Origin of the sequence: Citrobacter sp. Cb031 (assembly GCF_030336725.1) — a bacterium.
Lineage (GTDB): Bacteria > Pseudomonadota > Gammaproteobacteria > Enterobacterales > Enterobacteriaceae > Citrobacter > Citrobacter braakii.
Genome location: NZ_JAOWDA010000034.1, coordinates 713559 through 732515, shown reverse-complemented (window position 1 = coordinate 732515; position 18957 = coordinate 713559). Strand labels below are relative to the sequence as shown.

Below are 18957 nucleotides of genomic sequence, written 5' to 3'. Positions count from 1 at the left end.
TTAAAAGCCAATCTCACTGATTACACTCGTTTGGATATCCATACTGCTAAACAGCTAAAAGCGCTAGCAGCAGAACAATAAGCAGCAGCGGATACCTAAACGACATGATTGTCCTGAAAAATATTTCGAAAGTGTTTACGCCAGGCAGGCTTGCCATTACCGCTGTCGATAACGTCAACCTGACGGTTGAACAGGGACAGATTTACGGAATTATTGGTTACAGCGGGGCGGGGAAAAGCACCTTAATACGCTTACTTAATGGTCTGGAAAAACCGACTTCAGGCAGCGTAACGATTAACGGCCACGATATCTCTGCCGCCCGTGGGGAATCTTTACGTCAGGCGCGACTGAAAATCAGCATGGTGTTTCAACACTTCAATTTGCTGTGGTCACGAACGGTTAGTGAAAATATTGCGTTCTCTATGCAAATTGCTGGAGCGCCAAAAGCATCAATTAAAGCGCGAGTTGCTGAACTGATTTCGCTGGTGGGGCTGAGCGGTCGTGAAAATGCGTATCCGTCCCAGCTTAGCGGTGGGCAAAAACAGCGGGTAGGAATTGCCCGTGCGTTGGCGAACAATCCTGACGTTCTGCTGTGTGACGAAGCCACTTCGGCGCTGGATCCGCAAACTACCGATCAGATCCTCGATTTGCTGCTCGATATTAATCGCCGCTTCAAATTAACCATTGTGCTGATCACGCATGAAATGCACGTGGTACGCAAAATCTGCGATCGCGTGGCGGTAATGGAAAACGGCAGGGTCGTTGAGGAAGGCGACGTGCTCAACGTCTTTACCCATCCGCAGCAGCCGATCACCCGACAGTTTGTTCGTCAGGTGAGTCAGTACACCGAGGAAGACGAGTTTAACCCACAGTTGGCCAGCGAGCTGGGCGGTGTGGTGATCAAGCTAACGTTTACCGGGCAACGTACGCATCGGCCTGTGGTTGGCGAATTGACTCTGCGCTATGGCCTGCCGTTTAACATTTTACACGGCAAGATGACGCAAACCGCGCACGGTGTATTTGGTCAGCTTTGGGTGCACGTTGTGGCCTCTGAGGAACAATTGAACAATATTTTGGCCGATCTGCGCCAGAGCGACATTGAAGGCGAGGTGATCAACCATGGCTGAAGAACTGTTTCCTCATCTGAAGTGGGAACAACTGCTGGCAGCAACCCAGGAAACGCTCTACATGACGGTCCTTTCTGGCGCAGCGACCTTTGTCCTGGGCGTTGCACTTGGTCTGGCGCTGTTCCTGACCGCACGCGGCGGACTGTTTCACAATCGCGCGGTGTATAGCGTTATTTCGCTGGTGGTGAATATCTTTCGTTCCATCCCGTTCATCATTCTGATCGTGCTGCTGATCCCGTTTACCAAAGCGATGGTTGGCACCATTCTCGGCGCTAATGCCGCGTTGCCTGCGCTGATTGTAGGGGCCGCACCGTTTTATGCGCGTCTGGTCGAAATTGCCCTGCGTGAAGTCGACAAAGGGGTTATTGAGGCGACGCGTTCGATGGGCGCACGGCTAAGCACGCTTATTTTTCGGGTTTTACTGCCGGAATCCTCTCCTGCTCTGGTGTCCGGGATCACCGTGACGCTGATTGCGCTGGTCAGCTACAGCGCGATGGCAGGGGTGATTGGCGCCGGTGGTTTAGGGAATTTGGCTTATCTGGAAGGATTCCAGCGCAACCACAGCGACGTCACGCTGGTGGCGACGGTGACGATTTTGCTCATTGTCTTCATCATCCAGCTTTGCGGCGATGTGATCACCTCTCTGTTAGATAAACGCTAATAAAATACGGAAACCATTATCATGAAAAAATCACTGACGTTACTCGCCGCAGCAACCTTAAGCGCCCTGAGCTTTGCCTCCTGGGCAGATACTCTGACCGTTGGCGCCTCAAACGTGCCGCACGCGGAGATCCTTGAGCAGGCTAAGCCTATTCTGGCGAAGCAGGGGATCGACTTAGAGATTAAACCGTTCCAGGATTACATTCTGCCCAACACCGCGCTGGCTGGCCGTGAGATTGACGCTAACTACTTCCAGCATATTCCGTACCTGAACAGCGTGATTAAAGATCATGCGGGCGATAAAACCTATGATTTCGTCAGTGCCGGAGCGATTCACATCGAGCCAATTGGGATCTATTCGAAAAAAGTGAAATCGCTTAAAGATCTGCCGGAAGGCGGCAAGGTCATCATGCGCGATGCGGTATCTGAAGAAGGCCGTATTCTGTCGATTTTCGAAAAAGAGGGCGTAATCAAGCTGAAGCCGGGCGTGGATAAAGTCACCGCGCGCATTAGCGATATCGTCGAGAACCCGAAAAAACTGAAGTTCCTGCCTAACGTGGAAGCCGCGCTGTTACCGCAGATGTATAACAACGACGAAGGCGATGCGGTGGTGATTAACGCCAACTACGCCATCGACGCCGGGCTGGATCCGGTGAAAGATCCTATCGCTGTCGAAAGTGGTGAAAACAACCCGTATGCCAACATCATTACCGTGCATCGTGGCGACGAGAAGAAAAAAGATATCGTGGCGCTGGTTGATGTCCTGCACTCAAAAGAGATCCAGGACTGGATCCGCACCAAATATAAAGGTGCGGTGATCCCGGTAAATAACTGATCCGCTGGCGTTGCCTTATCCGGCCTACGACGTTCTGTAGGCCGGATAAAACGCGTTGGCGTGGCCATCCGGCGCTAGAGTTTCACTCGCTCAATCCTCGCTGGTAAACCCTGGCGCACCGCTGCACCTGACACCCAGTCAAGCCAGGTATTGGCTACCTGCCGGGTAGGATCCGCAAAGCCCAAATCGTTGAGATTAATCCCCGACCTTATTTGTGCGTCAAATGCCATCGGCTTGCCGTCGAGCGTATGCTGCGCCGCGCCCATTTCTTTATGCCCATAACCGTGTTCAATGGCGATCACGCCCGGCATCACGCCATTAAGCAGGCTTATCTGCGCCTGCGCCTGACCGCCAGGCGTGGTGATACGCACCATATCGCCGTGCGCTAAACCATATCGTTGACCATCCTGCGGATTAAGCGCCACCAGATTAACCGGCTTCAGATGATGCAGACGTGGGATCACCGCCGTGGCGCTGGACATGGTATTGGATTTAAAAGAAATCAGTTTCAGCGGCCACTCTTGTTCCGGGAACAACTCCTCGACCGCACGCCCATCTGACAGGCGTGAAGGATACCAGGCCGGGCAGCCGCTGTAGCGCTCGCCGGTAATTGCATGGCGGTGCGCGGCGACGTCCGCATTCCAGATTTGTAGCGGTTTTTCCCACGCATTGCCTATCCGATTCTCAACCCGCCCGCTGTTGTCTGGCGCAAAACGCCCACCGCGGGAGTAGATAAACGCCACCCGGCTGATTTCATCGGCTTTCAGCGTTTGGGTCATCACCGGCACGATCCGCTGTACCCCAGTCAGCGCCAGGTCTTCCGGTTGCGCTTCAGCGACCGGTGCTTTGCCCATAAACGCAATATTGGCGGCGAGTCGCAGGTAGTAATCTTCCGCACGATTCAACGGATAGTGATTGCCCTGCGAATCGGTAATCGCATTGTCACCAAATCCGGGGAGCCCGATACGTTTTGCCACTGCGATACAGAAAGATTCCATCGAGGCGGGTTGACCATCAGCGGTACTGCTGGTTGCCGCTGTCACTACCGGCCAACGCGCGGTGGTGGCTTTACTGGCAACGCCGGCCCACGGGGCGCTGAATCCCCAACTTTCAAAGTTGTGGGTATCCGGCACGATGTAATCGGCCAGCGCCGTGGTTTCGTTCATAAAGGCGTCAATAGCGATAAACAGCGGCAGACGCGCAGGATCCTTGAGCTTTTCTTCCGCCACGCTGCGCAACCCTGCGATGCCGTAGAACGGGTTAGTCATGTTGGAGATCCAGGCTTTCAGTGGATAAGGGTAGCCTTCCAGCGCCGAGACGAGGAGTTCGGTAAGCTGGCCTGCGACAAACGGATACCACGGGGCTTTGGCCGGGAAGGGCGATTGTCCGGCGGCCACCTTATTGCGATACTCTTCGGAAGACTCATAAGCAGTTTTACTGCGCGCGATGCTTAATCCTTTTGGTTTTACCTTCCCGGCGAAGCTGTCCATGTTGTAGCGCGGACCGTCGGTGGCGCCATTGAACTTGCCGCCGCCGACAAATACGCCGCCTTCAAGACTGAGATTGCCAATCAGCGCATTGAGCATCATCACCGACCAGGCGTTATAAAATCCATTGCCTGCCATCATTCCACCGTGCGTAATCACCGCTGCCTGGCGGCCATGGCGGGTAAACGCGTCGGCCAGGGCGCCAATGTCAGCTTCAGACACACCGCATTGCTGGCTGTACTGCGTCAGCGTTAGTTTCCCGGCGGACTCTTTCAGACACTGGAAGCTGCTTTTTACCGTCACCGTCTGACCGTCTGCCAGCGTGACCTGGCGGGTGACGAACAACTGCGCGCGTGGGCAACTGCTGGCGGCGACAATTTCGCCGGCCTCGTTAATGACCACCGGCTCCTGGGCGGCGTTTGCACTCAGGTGCGCGAGGGTTAAATGCTGTCCGGCAAGGGTTGGAAGCTCATCGGTAATCACCAGATGCGTGGCGTTAGTCCAGCTTTTTTCCCCGGCCTGCTGCATGGCCTGTACGCCGGGAATGGTGAGATAATCGGCGTTATAACGCTGTTTTTCGATAATCCAACGGATCATCCCCATCGCCAGCGCGGAGTCACTTCCCGGTCGTACAGGCTGCCAGTGGCCGCGATTGTCAGCCTGCACCGTGGTCAATGGCAGGGCCGGTGCCACCACCACATAACGGAAGTCGTCGCGTAAACGGGCGCTGGCCAGTTGGCGAGCCTGGCGCTTAAACGGGTTACCGGATTGCGCCGGAGACGTTCCCATAAATAGCGCGAATTTGACGTTGTCCCAGTCGGGCTTCACGTGGGTATTTTTATCCAGATCGCCCATTAACGCACCGGAACCGGCACGGTATGCCAGACCACAGTAAGCGCCATGAGCGCCGAAGTTTTTACTGCCAAAACTATTTAATGCAAAGCGGCGCAAAAATGAATCACGTCCTTCATCGCTGGTATTGGTGACCAGCAGTTGATTGGATTTAGGGCCATAGCCGGGATGCCTGGCATCAAGCGGTGTGTTGGTGTCATGGATTGCCCGCAAGCCGTCAACGTGGCCTTCACCAAACAAGTCGCCGCCTTCCACCACCTCTTTGATCAGCTGTTCGAAGCTGATGCGCTGCCATTTTCCCTCACCGCGTTTGCCGACACGTTTCATGGGCTGGAGAATGCGTAACGGGCTGTATAAACCTTCAAGTAAGGTTGCGCCACGGGCGCAGGCCGTGGAACGCGCGTCAAGACCCGTTTCGCCCGCCAGTTGTTCCATTGCGGTGGCAAAGGGGACGGAGGCGTCAATATGGTGCTCGTGAGACAATGGGTGATAGGGGTTGCCTGCAATGCGCAACACCTTGCCTTGTTCGCTGTCAACGCGCACCCGCACGCCACACTGCGTCCAGCAGCCGAAGCACTGCGTCATGGAGATAACCTGCTGCGGGTTCTGCTGCCAGCGCGGCTGGGCATTGGCTTCGGGGATGAGGGCGTTACCAAAGATGCGGTCTCGGGTAATTTTGCCCGAGGAGCCGTCCAGCAAACCGTCTATCGCGCGCTTTGCCACATCCCGATAACTCAGGCCAAAAGTCACCATACCACCTACGGCAAGGCCTACTTTAAGCCACTGACGACGGGTTAAATTAGCCATGTTGCATTCTCCTTGCGATCGCGTTCAGGGCTTCACGAACAATAATGATCAGTGCTATCCACAGGCCGAAGGTGCCCACAATGGCCAGCCAGCCATCGGTACCACCGGGCAGGGTATAAGGATTAAACAGCGCGTTAAATTTCGGTACGGTCTGCACCTGGATAAGTAACGTCCAGCGCATCAGCCAGCACAGCGCCATCGCGCTAAATGCAAGTAATATGCGCAGCGGCAGCGATAAGGGGTTACGGAGCACCAGCCCGCACAGGACAAGCGAAACAAGCCATAGCGTAACCCAACCGATAGCGTAGTGTCGTGCTAACGGGGCAACGTTCAGCCATTGGCGAATAGCCGAACCGGAAAGCGTATTGCCGCTCACCCATATCACTACGACTAAAGCCAGTACCATCAGGGTGACTGTCTGCCCCCACGCCAGTTTGCGGGTCAATGTTCCCTCGCGTTTTGTCGCGGCGATGAGCAGGGCGAGAAACGTTTGCAGCGCGCTGAGGAACATCGCAACCGGAAAGGCGTAGCTGAACCAGACGGGACGCGCCTGCACTACCGACACTTCGCGGCCGGTGTATACCAGCAACCCGATGGCTGACAAGGCGCTACCTATCGCCAGCCACTTAGTGACGCTGTAACTTTTAAGCGTTAACCGTTTAACATGCTGCGCCAGAAACCACAGACCTAAGAAGCCGGTAAATAGCGGTAAAAACAGCGCGCCCCAGGGCATCCAGGACCACGGCGTCGGCCAGGCGTAGAAATGCCAGACGCGGGCGGTTTGGTGTAAGTCAGCGGTAAGCGCCAGCGGCGCGGTAATCGCGCAGGTCAGGGCGATTAACAGCGTCAGGTTTTCCAGTTCCGGCATCTCTTGTTTACGCCAGTGAAGCACGCAGGCGAACAGCGCGGCGCAGGCGGCAATGCCGATGAAAAAGAAATATTGTACGGCCCAGGGTAACCAACTTACGTCCTGGGGATGGGCCAGAACCTCTTCAATAACCAGTGAATGGTTCATTTAAACCTCCTGCCAGAGAGCGGGTTGAGCACGTCCCATCAACGGGGTTACAAACGCTTCGTCCAGACCCAGATAGAACACGTGCGGTGATGTCCCGTTTTCCGGTTTCAGGACTTTGATGGTGCCATGGTGTTCACGCAGCATTTGAGAAATCCGGCTGTGCGGATCTTTGATATCGCCTATGATGCGCGCGCCGCCGACGCAGGATTCCACGCAGGCCGGGAGCAGGCCAGCTTCGAGGCGATGAACGCAAAAGGTACATTTATCGGCGGTTTGTGTTTCATGGTTGATGAACCGCGCATCATAAGGGCAGGCCTGCACGCAGTAGGCGCAGCCCACGCAGCGCGTGTTGTCGACCACCACAATGCCGTCTTCGCGTTGGAAGGTAGCCTGTACCGGGCAAACGGGCACGCAGGGAGGATTATCACAATGGTTGCACAGCCGCGGCAGCAGGACGTTGGTGACGCTCTGCTGACCTTCAATCTGCACCTGGTACTGGTTAACGAGGGTGCGAAATTCACCCTGCGGCGTCTGGTTTTCAATGGCGCAACTGACAGTACAGGCCTGGCAGCCGATACAACGTCGCAGGTCAACCAGCATGGCGTAGCGATGCTGAAGTGAGCCTTCATGGCGTTCAGGCGAGAAGGGAAATTGCGCCTGAGCCAAGGGTACCAGTGATGCGCCAGCGGTCAGGACGCCCAGTTGCTGGAGAAACTGCCGTTTACTGCTGTCCATATTTTCTCCCGTCACGATGCAACAACGAAACATTGGTCACGCCGTTGGTTTGCGTGTGATGAATAAAGAATCTTGATGATTTACAGTGTAAAAATCGTGACGGGGGGTACTCTATTGTGGTTAACCACATACCCGGCTTGTTGTTGATCTAAAACAACATAATTGACAGGGATAATTGAGTGGGACGCAACGTAGCAAAATGTCTGACGGTGCTGGTGTCGCTATGGATGCTAAGCGGTGTGGTCAGGGCTCAGACATGGAACATTGGCGTTTTGGCGATGCGTGGGGAGGTCTCCACACGTAATCACTGGCAGCCGCTGGAAACCCTGTTGAATCAGCAAATTCCCGGCGAACAGTTTCATATTCAACCGCTGGACCTGCGGCAGATGCAGGAGGCGGTGAATCGTGGAACGGTACAATTTGTGGTCACTAATCCGGCGCAATTTGTTCAACTAAACAGCCGCGCTGCGCTACGCTGGCTGGCGTCACTCCGTTCTACTCGCGGGGGGAAAGCCACCAGTAATGTGATTGGCAGCGCGATCCTCGTCAGGCGCGATAGCGGGATAACCTCCGCACACGATCTGATCGGCAAAACGGTGGGTGCCATTGATGCTCAGGCATTTGGCGGCTATTTGCTGGGATATAAAGCGCTCAGCGATGCCGGCCTGCGCCCGGAGCGCGATTTGCGCCTGACGTTTACCGGATTTCCCGCCGATGCCTTACTCTATTTATTACGCGAAAAAGCCGTGCAGGCAGTGATTGTGCCGGTGTGCCTGTTGGAAAAAATGGACGAAGAAGGGCTTATTCGTAAAACAGATTTTACGGCCGTGCTTAACCATCCAACGTCGATTCCCTGTTTAACCAGTACGCCGCTCTATCCTGACTGGTCATTTGCGGCACTGCCTGCGGTAAGCGACGAGCTGGCCGATCGCGTCACGCGGGCCCTGTTCAATGCGCCGCAAAACGCGACGTTTCGCTGGGGGGCGCCCGCCTCGACCCGCGAGGTGGAAGCGTTGCTGCGCGATGTCCGCCAGCATCCGCAGCAGCGCCAGTTGTGGCTGGATGTCAAAAGCTGGTTTATTCAACATCGGCTGGCGATGGGGGCCGCGGCTCTTGTTTTGTTGTTGCTGACGCTCAATTACATCTGGGTGATGTTGCTGGTCCGCCGACGCGGCAGGCAATTGGAGCGAAACAACGTATTGTTGCGCAAACAGGAACAGGAGCTGGAAACCGCTCGCCAAATGAGCGTGCTTGGCGAGATGACGTCGGGTTTTGCCCACGAGCTCAATCAGCCGCTATCGGCTATCCGTCATTATGCGCAGGGCTGTCTGATCCGCCTGCGTAGTCAGGATCAACAGCATCCGCTGCTGCCCGCGCTGGAACACATTGATACCCAGGCGCAGCGGGGGGCTGATACGCTGCACAATCTTCGCCAGTGGGTCAGCCAGGCACAGGGCAATCCGGTGATGACCGATGACTGGCAGGTCGTCAACGTTCATGATGCTATCCATCACGTCTGGCAATTATTACGCATGCCACAGCAATTCCCGGCGGTAGCGCTGCAAACGCAGATCGGTAAGGCGTTAACATTAACGTTGCCAAGTGTTCTCCTCGAACAGGTACTGGCCAATGTGGTTCTCAACGCCGCTCAGGCGGGGGCAACCACCGTGTGGTTTAGCGCTCAGCGTGAGGATGGTGATGTGAGTATTCAGGTGCAGGATAACGCCGGAGGTATTGATGAGGTGCAGCTGTACCAGGCTTTTCAGCCGTTTATGACCACCCGTAAAGAGGGCATGGGGCTGGGGCTAGCCATTTGCCAGCGGCTGGTGCGCTACGCAAACGGAGACATTGAGATCAAAAATCATCAGGCTCCAGATGAAAAAGCGGGCGTGGTGGTGACATTACATTTTAAGCAAAACCCGGAGGGAGGCCGTCGTGGCAATCATTCATCTGCTGGATGACGATATTGCCGTCACCCAGGCTTGCGCGTTTTTACTGGAAAGTCTGGGATATGAGGTGTGTTGCTGGGAGCAAGGCGAAACATTCCTCACCGAGGCAAATCTGCACCAGGTGGGCGTACTTTTGCTGGATATGCGTATGCCTGTACTGGATGGGCATGCTGTGCATGAAGCCATGCGCCAGCGTGAGAGTACGCTGGCGGTGGTATTTCTCACCGGGCATGGCGATGTGCCGATGGCGGTTGAGCAAATGAAACGCGGTGCGGTCGATTTTTTGCAAAAGCCGGTTTCCGCCGCGCCTCTGCAAGCGGCGTTAGAGCATGCAGTGCAGATTTCTCACGCCGCCTTTTCGCGACAAGAGATCGTGGTTTGCTATCAGCAGCTTACGCCAAAGGAGCGAGAGCTGGCGCAACTGGTAGCAAAAGGGTTAATGAATCGGGAAATTGCTGATGCCATGAATATTGCCGTGCGCACGGTTGAGGTTCATCGGGCGCGGGTGATGGAAAAAATGCAGGCGGGGAGTCTTGCTGAACTGGTTAATCGACTGCAGAGGATTCAGTAAATTTATGACATTTATTTGATTTTCATTGAATTTTGTCTAATCCGTCAGACTGATATATGCTGTTGGTTTGAGTTAATGACGAGCGGGAAAAAATGGGAAATCAGACCAAAGACGATGAGTTGTACCGTGAAATGTGCAGAGTAGTCGGTAAAGTAGTGCTGGAAATGCGCGATCTGGGACAAGAGCCTAAGCATATCGTCATTGCGGGAGTACTGAGAACCACCCTCGCCAACCAGCGCGTGAAGCGCAGCGAGTTAGAAAAACAGGCTATTGAGACCGTCATTAAAGCATTAGCCGGTTAATCCACAAAAAGAGGATGGTGGTCTCGTTCGCCGTCCTTTTATTCTCGTCACGTTAATTTATCAATATATATAATTTAGTGCTGCAATTAGAAGAGTAACCTTCGCTGTATATTGAGTTATATTCCGAATGATATATTAAAATATATATGCGAGTAGAGTCACAAATATTTGCAAAGCATGTGAAATATTATTTCAACTTATCTTAATGATAATAAATCTCACTCCGCATTTATTATTTCCCTTCCGTTTTTTAATTGATGACGATCAAAACTATGAGCGCTGAATAACCACATTATCTTTACGCCTAACCCTAAAGGATTAGATTCATTCAGTTTAACCACCGTCATTTTACGCGATCAGGTTAGGGCAAAAATTTACGTGTTGTTGGCAACATTAACCGCCCGAAATGGCTTGAGCTGCACGGGTTTAATTTAGCTGGAGGTGTTGCTAACACAGCGTTTGCGAAGAGGATGCGAAATAAATGAATCAGGTTGATCGTCCATTTTTAGATTGTGGTTTAACGCGGCTTGAATTTCTGCGGATATCAGGAAAAGGTTTGGCGGGATTAACCATCGCCCCTGCACTGTTATCACTTTTTGGCTGTAAGCAGGAAGATATCGACAGCGGTACCGTGGGGCTTATCAATACGCCGAAAGGGGTGCTGGTGACCCAGCGAGCGCGCTGTACTGGCTGCCACCGCTGTGAAATTTCCTGTACCAATTATAACGATGGTGCCGTGGGTACTTTCTTTTCCCGTATAAAAATCCATCGCAACTTCTTCTTTGGCGATGATGGCGTCGGGTCCGGTGGCGGACTTTATGGCGATTTAAACTATACCGCTGATACCTGCCGTCAGTGCAAAGATCCGCAATGCATGAAGGTCTGCCCCATTGGCGCTATTACCTGGAAACAGGAAGACGGCTGTATTGCGGTGGATCATAAACGTTGTATTGGCTGCAGCGCTTGTACCACCGCCTGCCCGTGGATGATGGCGACCGTGAATACCGAAACAAAAAAATCCTCAAAATGTGTGTTATGTGGGGAGTGCGCCAATGCTTGTCCGACTGGGGCATTAAAAATTATCGAGTGGAAAGATATTACTGTTTGATAGATAGCAGGCATACCTGATACGCGTCATTAATTGCCAAAAATATCGCAGTTTTGCAAAAAAACTGCCTGAAGGATGGCGGGTATATCTATTAAACCTTCTTGCAAAGGAAAACATGATGGCTAATGGTTGGACAGGTAATATTTTACGGGTCAATCTCACCACGGGGAATATCACCCTTGAAGATTCCAGTAAATTTAAAAAATTTGTCGGCGGGATGGGCTTTGGTTATAAAATTATGTACGACGAAGTCCCGCCAGGCACCATGCCTTTTGATGAAGGGAATAAACTGGTTTTCGCCACCGGGCCATTAACGGGCTCTGGTGCCCCTTGTAGCTCCCGCGTCAATATCACCTCCTTATCGACTTTTACCAAAGGCAATTTAGTGGTGGATGCTCATATGGGCGGCTTCTTTGCTGCGCAAATGAAATTCGCCGGTTACGACGCCATTATTATCGAAGGTAAGTCCGCGACGCCTGTCTGGATCAACATTAAAGACGAAAAGGTCAGCATCGAAAAAGCCGATTTCCTGTGGGGTAAGGGAACGCGCGCCACAACCGAAGAGATTTGCCGCATTACCAGCCCGGAAACCTGCGTCGCCGCTATTGGTCAGGCGGGTGAAAATCTGGTGCCGCTCTCCTGCATGATCAACAGTCGCAACCACAGCGGAGGCGCCGGTACTGGCGCGGTAATGGGGTCGAAAAACCTGAAGGCTATTGCGGTAGAAGGGACCAAAGGGGTCAATATTGCCGATCGTAAAGAGATGAAGCGGCTCAATGATTACATGATGACCGAGCTCATCGGTGCCAACAACAACCACGTTGTGCCAAGCACCCCGCAGGCCTGGGCAGAATACTCTTCGCCAAACTCGCGCTGGACGGCCCGTAAGGGACTGTTCTGGGGCGCGGCAGAAGGGGGACCAATCGAAACCGGGGAAATCCCGCCGGGTAACCAGAATACCGTGGGTTTCCGTACCTATAAATCCGTGTTCGATCTGGGGCCAGCCGCTGAGAAATACACGGTCAAAATGAGCGGCTGCCATTCATGCCCCATTCGCTGTATGTCGCAGCTCAATGTCCCGCGGGTGAAAGATTTTGGCGTGCCAAGTACCGGCGGTAACACCTGCGTGGCGAACTTTGTCCACACCACCATTTTCCCCAATGGCCCGAAAGATTTCGACGATAAAGACGATGGGCGCGTGGTGGGAAATCTGATTGGCCTGAACCTGTTTGACGATTATGGCATCTGGTGTAACTACGGGCAGTTGCACCGTGATTTTACTTACTGCTATTCGAAAGGCGTCTTTAAGCGCGTACTGCCAACTGAAGAGTATGCGGAGATCCGCTGGGATCAGCTGGAAGCGGGCGATCCTCATTTTATTAAGGATTTTTACTACCGGTTGGCGCATCGCGTGGGGGAACTCAGCCATCTTGCGGACGGATCGTATGCCATTGCTGAACGCTGGAATTTGGGTGAAGAGTACTGGGGTTATGCCAAAAATAAACTGTGGTCGCCGTTTGGATTCCCTGTCCACCATGCAAACGAGGCCTCTGCACAGGTGGGGGCTATCACCAACTGTATGTTTAACCGTGACTGTATGGCGCACACCCATATCAACTTCATCGGTTCCGGTTTACCGCTGAAATTACAGCGCGAAGTGGCGGGCGAGCTATTTGGTTCGCAGGATGCATACGACGAAACCAAAAACTACACCCCGATCAATGCCGCCAAGATCAAATACGCCAAATGGACGCTGCTGAAAGTCTGCCTGCATAACGCGGTTACGCTGTGCAACTGGGTGTGGCCGATGACGGTTTCACCACTCAAGAGCCGTAACTATCGCGGCGATTTGGATCTGGAAGCAAAATTCTTCCAGGCGGTCACCGGCGATGAAACCACGCAGGAGAGTCTGGACCTGGCCGCTGAACGCATCTTTACTCTGCACCGTGCCTATACGGTCAAATTGATGCAAACCAAAGATATGCGCAATGAGCACGATCTCATCTGCTCCTGGGTGTTTGATAAAGATCCGAAGATCCCGGTCTTCACTGAAGGGACCGACAAGATGGACCGGGAGGATATGCGTCAGTCGCTGACGATGTTCTATCAGGAAATGGGCTGGGATCCAGAGTTGGGTTGCCCAACGCGTGAAACCCTGAACCGACTCGGACTTGAAGATGTAGCCGCTGATTTGGCTGCACAAGATCTGTTGCCGGCGTAAGGAATGCGAGATGACTAACGTGAGCGACGTGCTGACCCCCGTTGAGGCGTTTCCTGACGAAGTGGATAGCCGAAAGAGACAGTGGCTGCAGGCGTTTCACCCGCCTGTAGAACAGATGAATGCGCCCCAGGTTCAGGAACCAGCCAGCCCGGAGTCGATTGTGGCAGATTTTATCCGTCAGCATTCAGCATCGGGGCAACTGGTGGCGCGCAGTGTCTTTTTGCTGCCGCCTTATTCGGTTCCTGAAACCGATCTTTCCGCGCTGCTGGATGTGCTGGGCCAGGACGCGAATGGTGCGGATATCACCTGTGTGCAGGGTGCGGAAGAAGCATATTTCTATTCGACGCAAACCATGACGGCAAATTACGCCGACATGTGTGTGCAGGTGGTGGAAAACGACATCTGCCGTGCGATTGCCGAGGCGGTACGCTTCGACTGTCGAACGTATCCTCGCCCTTATAAGGTCGCCATGTTGACGCAACCGCCGTATCGCTTTGAGTCTCAACAGATTGCCGCTGCGCTCACGGCCATGGAAACGCATCCCGATTATGCAGATATACGGACTGTGGAATCGTCAAATGCGGAGCCTTATTTGTTCAGCGAACGTTTTATGAGTTATGGCAAAGCGTACGGCCTGTGCGAATGGCTTGAGGTTGAGCAGTATCAGAACCCCTGAATTATTCAGGTTGATGTCATGGAACGTGTGGACGACCACTGTCACAGTATTAGAGGATAACCCGATGTCCTTCACCCGACGAAAATTTGTCATTGGCATGGGGACGGTGATTTTTTTCACTGGCCCAGGTCAAAATCTGTTAGCGAGTACCATGAGTTCTAAAGACGTACATTACGTCATGATTCACGATGAATCACTGTGTAACGGATGTAATATCTGCGCCCGCGCATGCAGGAAAACCAACCATGTTCCTGCGCAGGGTAGCCGTTTGTCGATAGCTCATATTCCGGTTTCGGACAACGACAACGAAACGCTGTATCACTACTTCCGTCAGTCCTGCCAGCACTGTGATGATGCCCCCTGTATTGAGGTGTGTCCGACCGGCGCCTCATGGCGAGATGACAACGGCATTGTGCGGGTAGACACGTCTTCCTGTATCGGCTGCAGTTACTGTATTGGCGCGTGTCCTTATCAGGTGCGCTATCTCAACCCGCAGACCAAAGTGGCGGATAAATGCGACTTCTGCGCTGAATCTCGTCTGGCGAAAGGTTTCCCGCCGATCTGTGTTAACGCCTGCCCGGAACATGCGCTGATTTTTGGTCGCGAAGATAGCCCGGAAATTCAGACCTGGTTGAGAGAAAATAAGTATTACGAGCATCAACTTGCAGGCGCCGGGAAACCCCATCTGTATCGTCGGTTCGGTCAACATTTGATTAAAAAGGAAAATGTATGAACGCGTCGCAGAATGCCGAACAGTTTCACGCCCAGCTTGCGCAGTATGTTCCCCTGTTTTCACCGGACTACTGGCCTGTGTGGTTGGTCATCGCCGGGTTAATGCTAGTGGGGATGTGGCTGGTGCTGGCGCTACACGCCATGCTGCGCTTTCGGGCCGCGCATAAAGCGTCGGCAGGGCACGGTGAGAAAGTCTATTTATACTCGAAGGCCGTTCGTTTGTGGCACTGGTCGAATGCGCTGCTATTTCTGCTACTTCTGGTCAGTGGCCTGGTCAATCACTTCTCCGTCGTCAGTGCGTCGGTGATGAAAAGCCTGCTTACCGTGCATGAGGTCTGCGGCTTTTTGCTGCTCGCCTGCTGGATTGGCTTTGTCCTGATCAATCTGATTGGCGGCAACGGGCATCACTATATTATCCAACGTCAGGGCTGGATCGGACGAGCGCAAAGACAAACGCGTTTTTACCTGTTTGGCATTATGCAGGGCGAGTCACACCCATTCCCGGCATCAAAGCGTTCTAAATTCAACCCGCTACAGCAGGCGGCCTATGTTGGCGTGATGTATGGCTTACTGCCACTGCTGTTGATCTCAGGGTTGTTATCGCTCTATCCGACGGTTGTCGGTGACCTGTTCCCCGGCGTGCGTTACTGGTTGCTCCAGGCGCACTTCGCGCTGGCAATAATCAGTCTGTTTTTCATTTTTGGGCATCTTTATCTCTGCACGACAGGTCGTACGCCGGGCGAAACCTTCAAGTGTATGGTGGATGGCTATCACCGGCATTAAGCGATGATGATTACGCGAAGTGACTTACGGGCCTGGCGCGTTGGGCCCGTAATGTATCGCTGGTTTCTACGCGCGTTTCCAACTGGCGGAAGCTACGCTGATGTCCATCGTGCGCTCCAGCGGGAAGGGTATACAGACTGGGCAAATAGTCTGGTGGAATACGGCTGGTCAAAATGGCGGGAAGAGGCGAGTTTTGCCCAGCAGGATATTCGCGCGATGGGGAATATTTCCCGTGTGCAAACGGCGGGGGAAATCAGCCCTCCGCTGGCGAGTGCGGAAGATAATGCCCGATTCAGTTGTGCAGGCGATAACGTTAAAATCACCAGCGCCGGGTATGCCGCACAGATCGCCAGCGCAGGTTACAGCGCACGTATTGGTAGCGTAGGCTATAACGCGCATATCGGCAGTTCAGGCGATCGCGGGCGAATTGCGGTTGCGGGAAATTCGGCACGTATCAGTAGCGTGGGTGACGGGACGCGTATCGCCAGTACCGGCATGCGCGTACGCATCAGTTCGCTCGGCGACAGAAACCGGATTGCCTGCGGTGGTGATTTAACTCAGTTGGCCTGTTTTGGCGCAGAGTCTAAAATCGCCAACTGCGCCGACAACATCCACATTATTGCCAGCGGAGAGAACGCCGTTGTTGCCAGTACCGGTGTTGTCGATTCGATAATACTCGGCCCCGGCGGCTGCGCGGCGCTGGCCTATCACGATGGCGAGAGAATGCGTTTTGCACTTGCCGTTGAGGGGGAAAATAACATTCGGGCGGGCGTGAAATATCGGCTCAACGAAGACCACCAGTTTGTGGAATGTTGAGCCGTGATCTCATTTTAACGCGAAGCGGCGTTGGGTGATTTTCTCCAGGCTCAGGCACAGCAGGTAATAGACCAGTCCCGTAAAAATAAAAATGGCTGCCGGATAGATTTGTACCCGGCTGTTAACCTGACCCGCAACCGTTGTGAGTTCCGGAACGTTAACGATAAACGCCAACGACGTGTCCTTCAGTAATCCAATAAAAATCCCCGTCAGCGATGGCAGTACGTTACGCAGCACCTGCGGCAATAAGATAAGCCACAGGGCCTGATACGGGCGAAAACCCTGAACCACGGCAGCATCATATTGCCCGCCAGGCAGCGCGCTAATTCCTGCATACACTGAGTGCATGACCGAGGCAGCGGTGAACCATGCCAGCGCCAGCGTCACGGTAACGGCTCCGGGGAGATCGCTTCCGGTCAGCATGGGTAGCAAATACCACATCCAGAAAATCACAAAGATTAGCGGAATGCCGCGAATAAACTCCGCCCAGATAAACAACCCGTTGCGAACCGTGCCTGGAAAACGCCAGGCGCAGCAGGCAAGAACTATCCCACCAGGCAAGGCCAGCAGCGCCGCGCCGAGAGCCATCAACAACGTGAGCAGAACGCCGCCGGGTTGTCCCTGAGCCACCCGTCCCCACAGGAGATAATCAAGATTGTCGGTAATGACCGAAATATTAGCGATCATGCAGTATGCTCCTGACGCTGAAGATACGCGTTTTAACCTTTGACGATTTACCCGATGCAGGTCGTGGGCCAAGACGCGTAAGCAGCATACCCAGAACGATGCCTGTGAACAGATAGAGCGCAGTGCCAACAGCAAAGGCTTCCAGCGCGTGCGCGTTGTAGCTCTCAATTTGCCGCACCTGGTAGGTGAGCTCAGCAAATCCAATACCACTGGCAAGCGAGGAAAGTTTCATCAGGTTAAGGTATTGCCCAACAATGGGTTGCCAGGCGTTCGCCAGTCCCTGAGGGAGCAGAATGTGACGAAACGTCGCCCAGGATGAAAAACCCTGCGCCACGGCAGCCTCACGTTGTCCGGCAGAAACCGCCTGTAAACCAGAGGCGATCTCCTCGACCAAAAATGCCGAGGTAAATACGCCCAGCCCCCATGCTGAACAGATAAACTCTGGTGTTAACCACCAGACATCGCCTGGCAGAATAGACCAGGGATGCTCTGCATTGATGAAGGTAATGATGTTGCGGGGCAGCCAGTTCCATGCGGCAAAATACCAGAACATCAGTTGCACCAGTAAAGGCGTGTTGCGAAACACCGAAATCCATACACTGACCACCGCTTTGTTGAAGCGATTGCCCGTCAGACGCAGGCCGAGTAGGAAGATGGCAATGAGCGTGGCGAGTACGACACCTGCCAGTGTCACCCAGAGCGTGGTGAGAAAACCGGAAATTATCCATTGCAGAGGTTGCCCGCTCAGCACTCCCTGCCAGTCCATTGCAAGCATTATAGCGATGACTCCTGGTGTAACGGGTCGAGCACTTTTTTCAGGAAACGCTGGGTTCTCGGGTGCTGTGGCCGGGTGAAAAAATCCTCCGGCGCGGCCACTTCAAGAATTTCTCCGCCATCGATGAATACCACGCGATCGGCAATCTCACGGGCAAAATGCATTTCATGGGTCACGACGATCATGGTGATACCGCTGTGGGCCAGGTTTTTCATCACCTGTAATACTTCGCCGATCATTTCCGGATCCAGCGCGGAGGTGGGCTCATCAAACAGAAGGATTTGTGGCGATGAGGCCAGCGCGCGGGCGATGGCCACGCGCTGTTGCTGCCCACCGGACAACTGTGCGGCATAAGCGCTCGCTTTTTCTGCTAGTCCCACCTGATCCAGCAATTCGAGTGCCCGACGCGCCGCTGCCGCCTTGTTCCAGCCGTGAACATATTCCAGCGCCAGCGAGATGTTCTGATGCGCTGTCAGATGCGAATAGAGATTGAATTGCTGAAAAACGAAACCGATACGGCTGCGTAACTGGCGTAATGCTGCCCCGCGCAACTGACTAATTGGTTTGTCATCAATGAAAATCTCGCCACCGCTGAGCGACTCAAGCTGGTTGATAAGGCGTATAAGCGTGGATTTTCCCGAGCCAGAAGGGCCCAGAATAGTCACCACTTCACCGGGTTCAACTGACAGGCTGACGCCGTTAAGTACGGTATGAGTGTCAAACTGTTTGATGACATTGCGCAGTTCGACGCTTGCCTGGCGCAAATGGTTAAAATCCGCCGCGGAAACTGCACAACGATGAAACAGGGCTGAGAGCATA

The 18957-nt window shown here is 53.7% G+C and carries 18 protein-coding genes; 12 read left to right on the top strand and 6 right to left on the bottom strand.

Translation table 11 applies throughout. The features are described from left to right. Positions 1-104 precede the first annotated feature (104 nt). Genes OGV93_RS19960 through OGV93_RS19950 form a run of 3 tightly spaced genes read left to right on the top strand, consistent with a single transcriptional unit; the run spans position 105 to position 2622 of the window. Positions 105-1127, top strand: a complete 1023-nt coding sequence (locus OGV93_RS19960) for a methionine ABC transporter ATP-binding protein (RefSeq protein ID WP_016152913.1) — start codon at positions 105-107, stop codon at positions 1125-1127. Next, entirely contained in the window at positions 1120-1788 is a 669-nt protein-coding gene (locus tag OGV93_RS19955; protein ID WP_016152914.1) for a methionine ABC transporter permease, read from the top strand. Before OGV93_RS19960 ends, OGV93_RS19955 begins: the two co-directional genes overlap by 8 nt. Positions 1789-1809: 21 nt before the next feature. Continuing rightward, positions 1810-2622, top strand: a complete 813-nt coding sequence (locus OGV93_RS19950) for a MetQ/NlpA family ABC transporter substrate-binding protein (RefSeq protein ID WP_003029358.1) — start codon at positions 1810-1812, stop codon at positions 2620-2622. A 74-nt stretch (positions 2623-2696) separates the two neighbouring features. Here the strand turns inward: OGV93_RS19950 and ttrA are convergent, their stop codons facing one another. The 3 genes from ttrA to ttrB are packed head-to-tail and all read right to left on the bottom strand — an operon-like array spanning position 2697 to position 7518. Next, entirely contained in the window at positions 2697-5768 is a 3072-nt protein-coding gene (ttrA, locus tag OGV93_RS19945; RefSeq protein ID WP_287110049.1) for a tetrathionate reductase subunit TtrA, read from the bottom strand. After that, positions 5761-6783 (bottom strand): tetrathionate reductase subunit TtrC, encoded by a 1023-nt coding sequence (gene ttrC / locus OGV93_RS19940; protein ID WP_155574186.1) that lies wholly within the window; start codon positions 6781-6783, stop codon positions 5761-5763. Before ttrC ends, ttrA begins: the two co-directional genes overlap by 8 nt. Next, positions 6784-7518 (bottom strand): tetrathionate reductase subunit TtrB, encoded by a 735-nt coding sequence (gene ttrB, locus OGV93_RS19935; RefSeq protein ID WP_353057861.1) that lies wholly within the window; start codon positions 7516-7518, stop codon positions 6784-6786. Positions 7519-7745: 227 nt separating this feature from the next. Here ttrB and ttrS point away from each other — a divergent pair, with 227 nt between their 5' ends. The 9 genes from ttrS to ydhT all read left to right on the top strand — a co-directional run bounded on the left by ttrS (position 7746) and on the right by ydhT (position 16676). Beyond that, the gene (gene ttrS / locus OGV93_RS19930; RefSeq protein WP_230675865.1) at positions 7746-9479 is read left to right on the top strand and encodes a tetrathionate respiration histidine kinase TtrS; all 1734 of its coding nucleotides are present in this window, start codon (positions 7746-7748) and stop codon (positions 9477-9479) included. Then, positions 9454-10038: a tetrathionate respiration response regulator TtrR gene (gene ttrR, locus OGV93_RS19925; RefSeq protein WP_016156376.1), complete on the top strand. Its 585-nt coding sequence runs from the start codon at positions 9454-9456 to the stop codon at positions 10036-10038. The genes ttrS and ttrR overlap by 26 nt, the downstream gene beginning before the upstream one ends. 92 nt (positions 10039-10130) lie before the next feature. After that, positions 10131-10340 carry a fumarate hydratase FumD gene (gene fumD, locus OGV93_RS19920; protein ID WP_003029345.1) on the top strand — a complete coding sequence of 70 codons (210 nt, stop codon included), beginning with the start codon at positions 10131-10133 and terminating at the stop codon, positions 10338-10340. Between the two features lie 481 nt (positions 10341-10821). After that, a complete protein-coding gene (locus OGV93_RS19915) occupies positions 10822-11448 on the top strand; it encodes a ferredoxin-like protein (RefSeq protein WP_016152920.1) in 627 nt (208 codons plus the stop codon). A 118-nt stretch (positions 11449-11566) separates the two neighbouring features. Beyond that, positions 11567-13669: an aldehyde ferredoxin oxidoreductase gene (locus OGV93_RS19910; protein WP_101700841.1), complete on the top strand. Its 2103-nt coding sequence runs from the start codon at positions 11567-11569 to the stop codon at positions 13667-13669. Between the two features lie 10 nt (positions 13670-13679). Next, the gene (locus tag OGV93_RS19905; protein ID WP_046274687.1) at positions 13680-14345 is read left to right on the top strand and encodes a YdhW family putative oxidoreductase system protein; all 666 of its coding nucleotides are present in this window, start codon (positions 13680-13682) and stop codon (positions 14343-14345) included. Between the two features lie 64 nt (positions 14346-14409). Next, the gene (locus tag OGV93_RS19900) at positions 14410-15078 is read left to right on the top strand and encodes a 4Fe-4S dicluster domain-containing protein (protein ID WP_103928156.1); all 669 of its coding nucleotides are present in this window, start codon (positions 14410-14412) and stop codon (positions 15076-15078) included. Continuing rightward, positions 15075-15860, top strand: a complete 786-nt coding sequence (gene phsC / locus OGV93_RS19895; protein ID WP_016152924.1) for a thiosulfate reductase cytochrome B subunit — start codon at positions 15075-15077, stop codon at positions 15858-15860. Before OGV93_RS19900 ends, phsC begins: the two co-directional genes overlap by 4 nt. 3 nt (positions 15861-15863) lie before the next feature. Next, positions 15864-16676 (top strand): protein YdhT, encoded by an 813-nt coding sequence (ydhT, locus tag OGV93_RS19890; protein WP_016156379.1) that lies wholly within the window; start codon positions 15864-15866, stop codon positions 16674-16676. A 9-nt stretch (positions 16677-16685) separates the two neighbouring features. Here the strand turns inward: ydhT and OGV93_RS19885 are convergent, their stop codons facing one another. From OGV93_RS19885 to OGV93_RS19875, 3 genes are read right to left on the bottom strand one after another with little or no spacing between them, the layout of a single operon-like run. After that, on the bottom strand, positions 16686-17363 hold the full coding sequence (locus tag OGV93_RS19885; protein WP_016156380.1) for an amino acid ABC transporter permease: 678 nt from the start codon (positions 17361-17363) through the stop codon (positions 16686-16688). After that, positions 17353-18138: an amino acid ABC transporter permease gene (locus OGV93_RS19880; protein ID WP_016156381.1), complete on the bottom strand. Its 786-nt coding sequence runs from the start codon at positions 18136-18138 to the stop codon at positions 17353-17355. Before OGV93_RS19880 ends, OGV93_RS19885 begins: the two co-directional genes overlap by 11 nt. After that, positions 18138-18956: an amino acid ABC transporter ATP-binding protein gene (locus OGV93_RS19875; RefSeq protein WP_016156382.1), complete on the bottom strand. Its 819-nt coding sequence runs from the start codon at positions 18954-18956 to the stop codon at positions 18138-18140. The genes OGV93_RS19880 and OGV93_RS19875 overlap by 1 nt, the downstream gene beginning before the upstream one ends. Position 18957: the final 1 nt, after the last annotated feature.

What these genes read in the sequence shown, in the direction of transcription:
- ttrS (WP_230675865.1), top strand. Translation starts at nt 7,746, where the DNA reads ATGCTAAGCGGTGTGGTCAGGGCTCAGACATGGAACATTGGCGTTTTG.
- OGV93_RS19910 (WP_101700841.1), top strand. Translation starts at nt 11,567, where the DNA reads ATGGCTAATGGTTGGACAGGTAATATTTTACGGGTCAATCTCACCACG.
- ydhT (WP_016156379.1), top strand. Translation starts at nt 15,864, where the DNA reads ATGATGATTACGCGAAGTGACTTACGGGCCTGGCGCGTTGGGCCCGTA.
- OGV93_RS19960 (WP_016152913.1), top strand. Translation starts at nt 105, where the DNA reads ATGATTGTCCTGAAAAATATTTCGAAAGTGTTTACGCCAGGCAGGCTT.
- OGV93_RS19915 (WP_016152920.1), top strand. Translation starts at nt 10,822, where the DNA reads ATGAATCAGGTTGATCGTCCATTTTTAGATTGTGGTTTAACGCGGCTT.
- OGV93_RS19900 (WP_103928156.1), top strand. Translation starts at nt 14,410, where the DNA reads ATGTCCTTCACCCGACGAAAATTTGTCATTGGCATGGGGACGGTGATT.
- OGV93_RS19880 (WP_016156381.1), bottom strand. Translation starts at nt 18,138, where the DNA reads ATGCTTGCAATGGACTGGCAGGGAGTGCTGAGCGGGCAACCTCTGCAA.
- ttrC (WP_155574186.1), bottom strand. Translation starts at nt 6,783, where the DNA reads ATGAACCATTCACTGGTTATTGAAGAGGTTCTGGCCCATCCCCAGGAC.
- phsC (WP_016152924.1), top strand. Translation starts at nt 15,075, where the DNA reads ATGAACGCGTCGCAGAATGCCGAACAGTTTCACGCCCAGCTTGCGCAG.
- ttrB (WP_353057861.1), bottom strand. Translation starts at nt 7,518, where the DNA reads ATGGACAGCAGTAAACGGCAGTTTCTCCAGCAACTGGGCGTCCTGACC.
- OGV93_RS19905 (WP_046274687.1), top strand. Translation starts at nt 13,680, where the DNA reads ATGACTAACGTGAGCGACGTGCTGACCCCCGTTGAGGCGTTTCCTGAC.
- ttrA (WP_287110049.1), bottom strand. Translation starts at nt 5,768, where the DNA reads ATGGCTAATTTAACCCGTCGTCAGTGGCTTAAAGTAGGCCTTGCCGTA.
- OGV93_RS19885 (WP_016156380.1), bottom strand. Translation starts at nt 17,363, where the DNA reads ATGATCGCTAATATTTCGGTCATTACCGACAATCTTGATTATCTCCTG.
- OGV93_RS19950 (WP_003029358.1), top strand. Translation starts at nt 1,810, where the DNA reads ATGAAAAAATCACTGACGTTACTCGCCGCAGCAACCTTAAGCGCCCTG.
- OGV93_RS19875 (WP_016156382.1), bottom strand. Translation starts at nt 18,956, where the DNA reads ATGCTCTCAGCCCTGTTTCATCGTTGTGCAGTTTCCGCGGCGGATTTT.
- OGV93_RS19955 (WP_016152914.1), top strand. Translation starts at nt 1,120, where the DNA reads ATGGCTGAAGAACTGTTTCCTCATCTGAAGTGGGAACAACTGCTGGCA.
- fumD (WP_003029345.1), top strand. Translation starts at nt 10,131, where the DNA reads ATGGGAAATCAGACCAAAGACGATGAGTTGTACCGTGAAATGTGCAGA.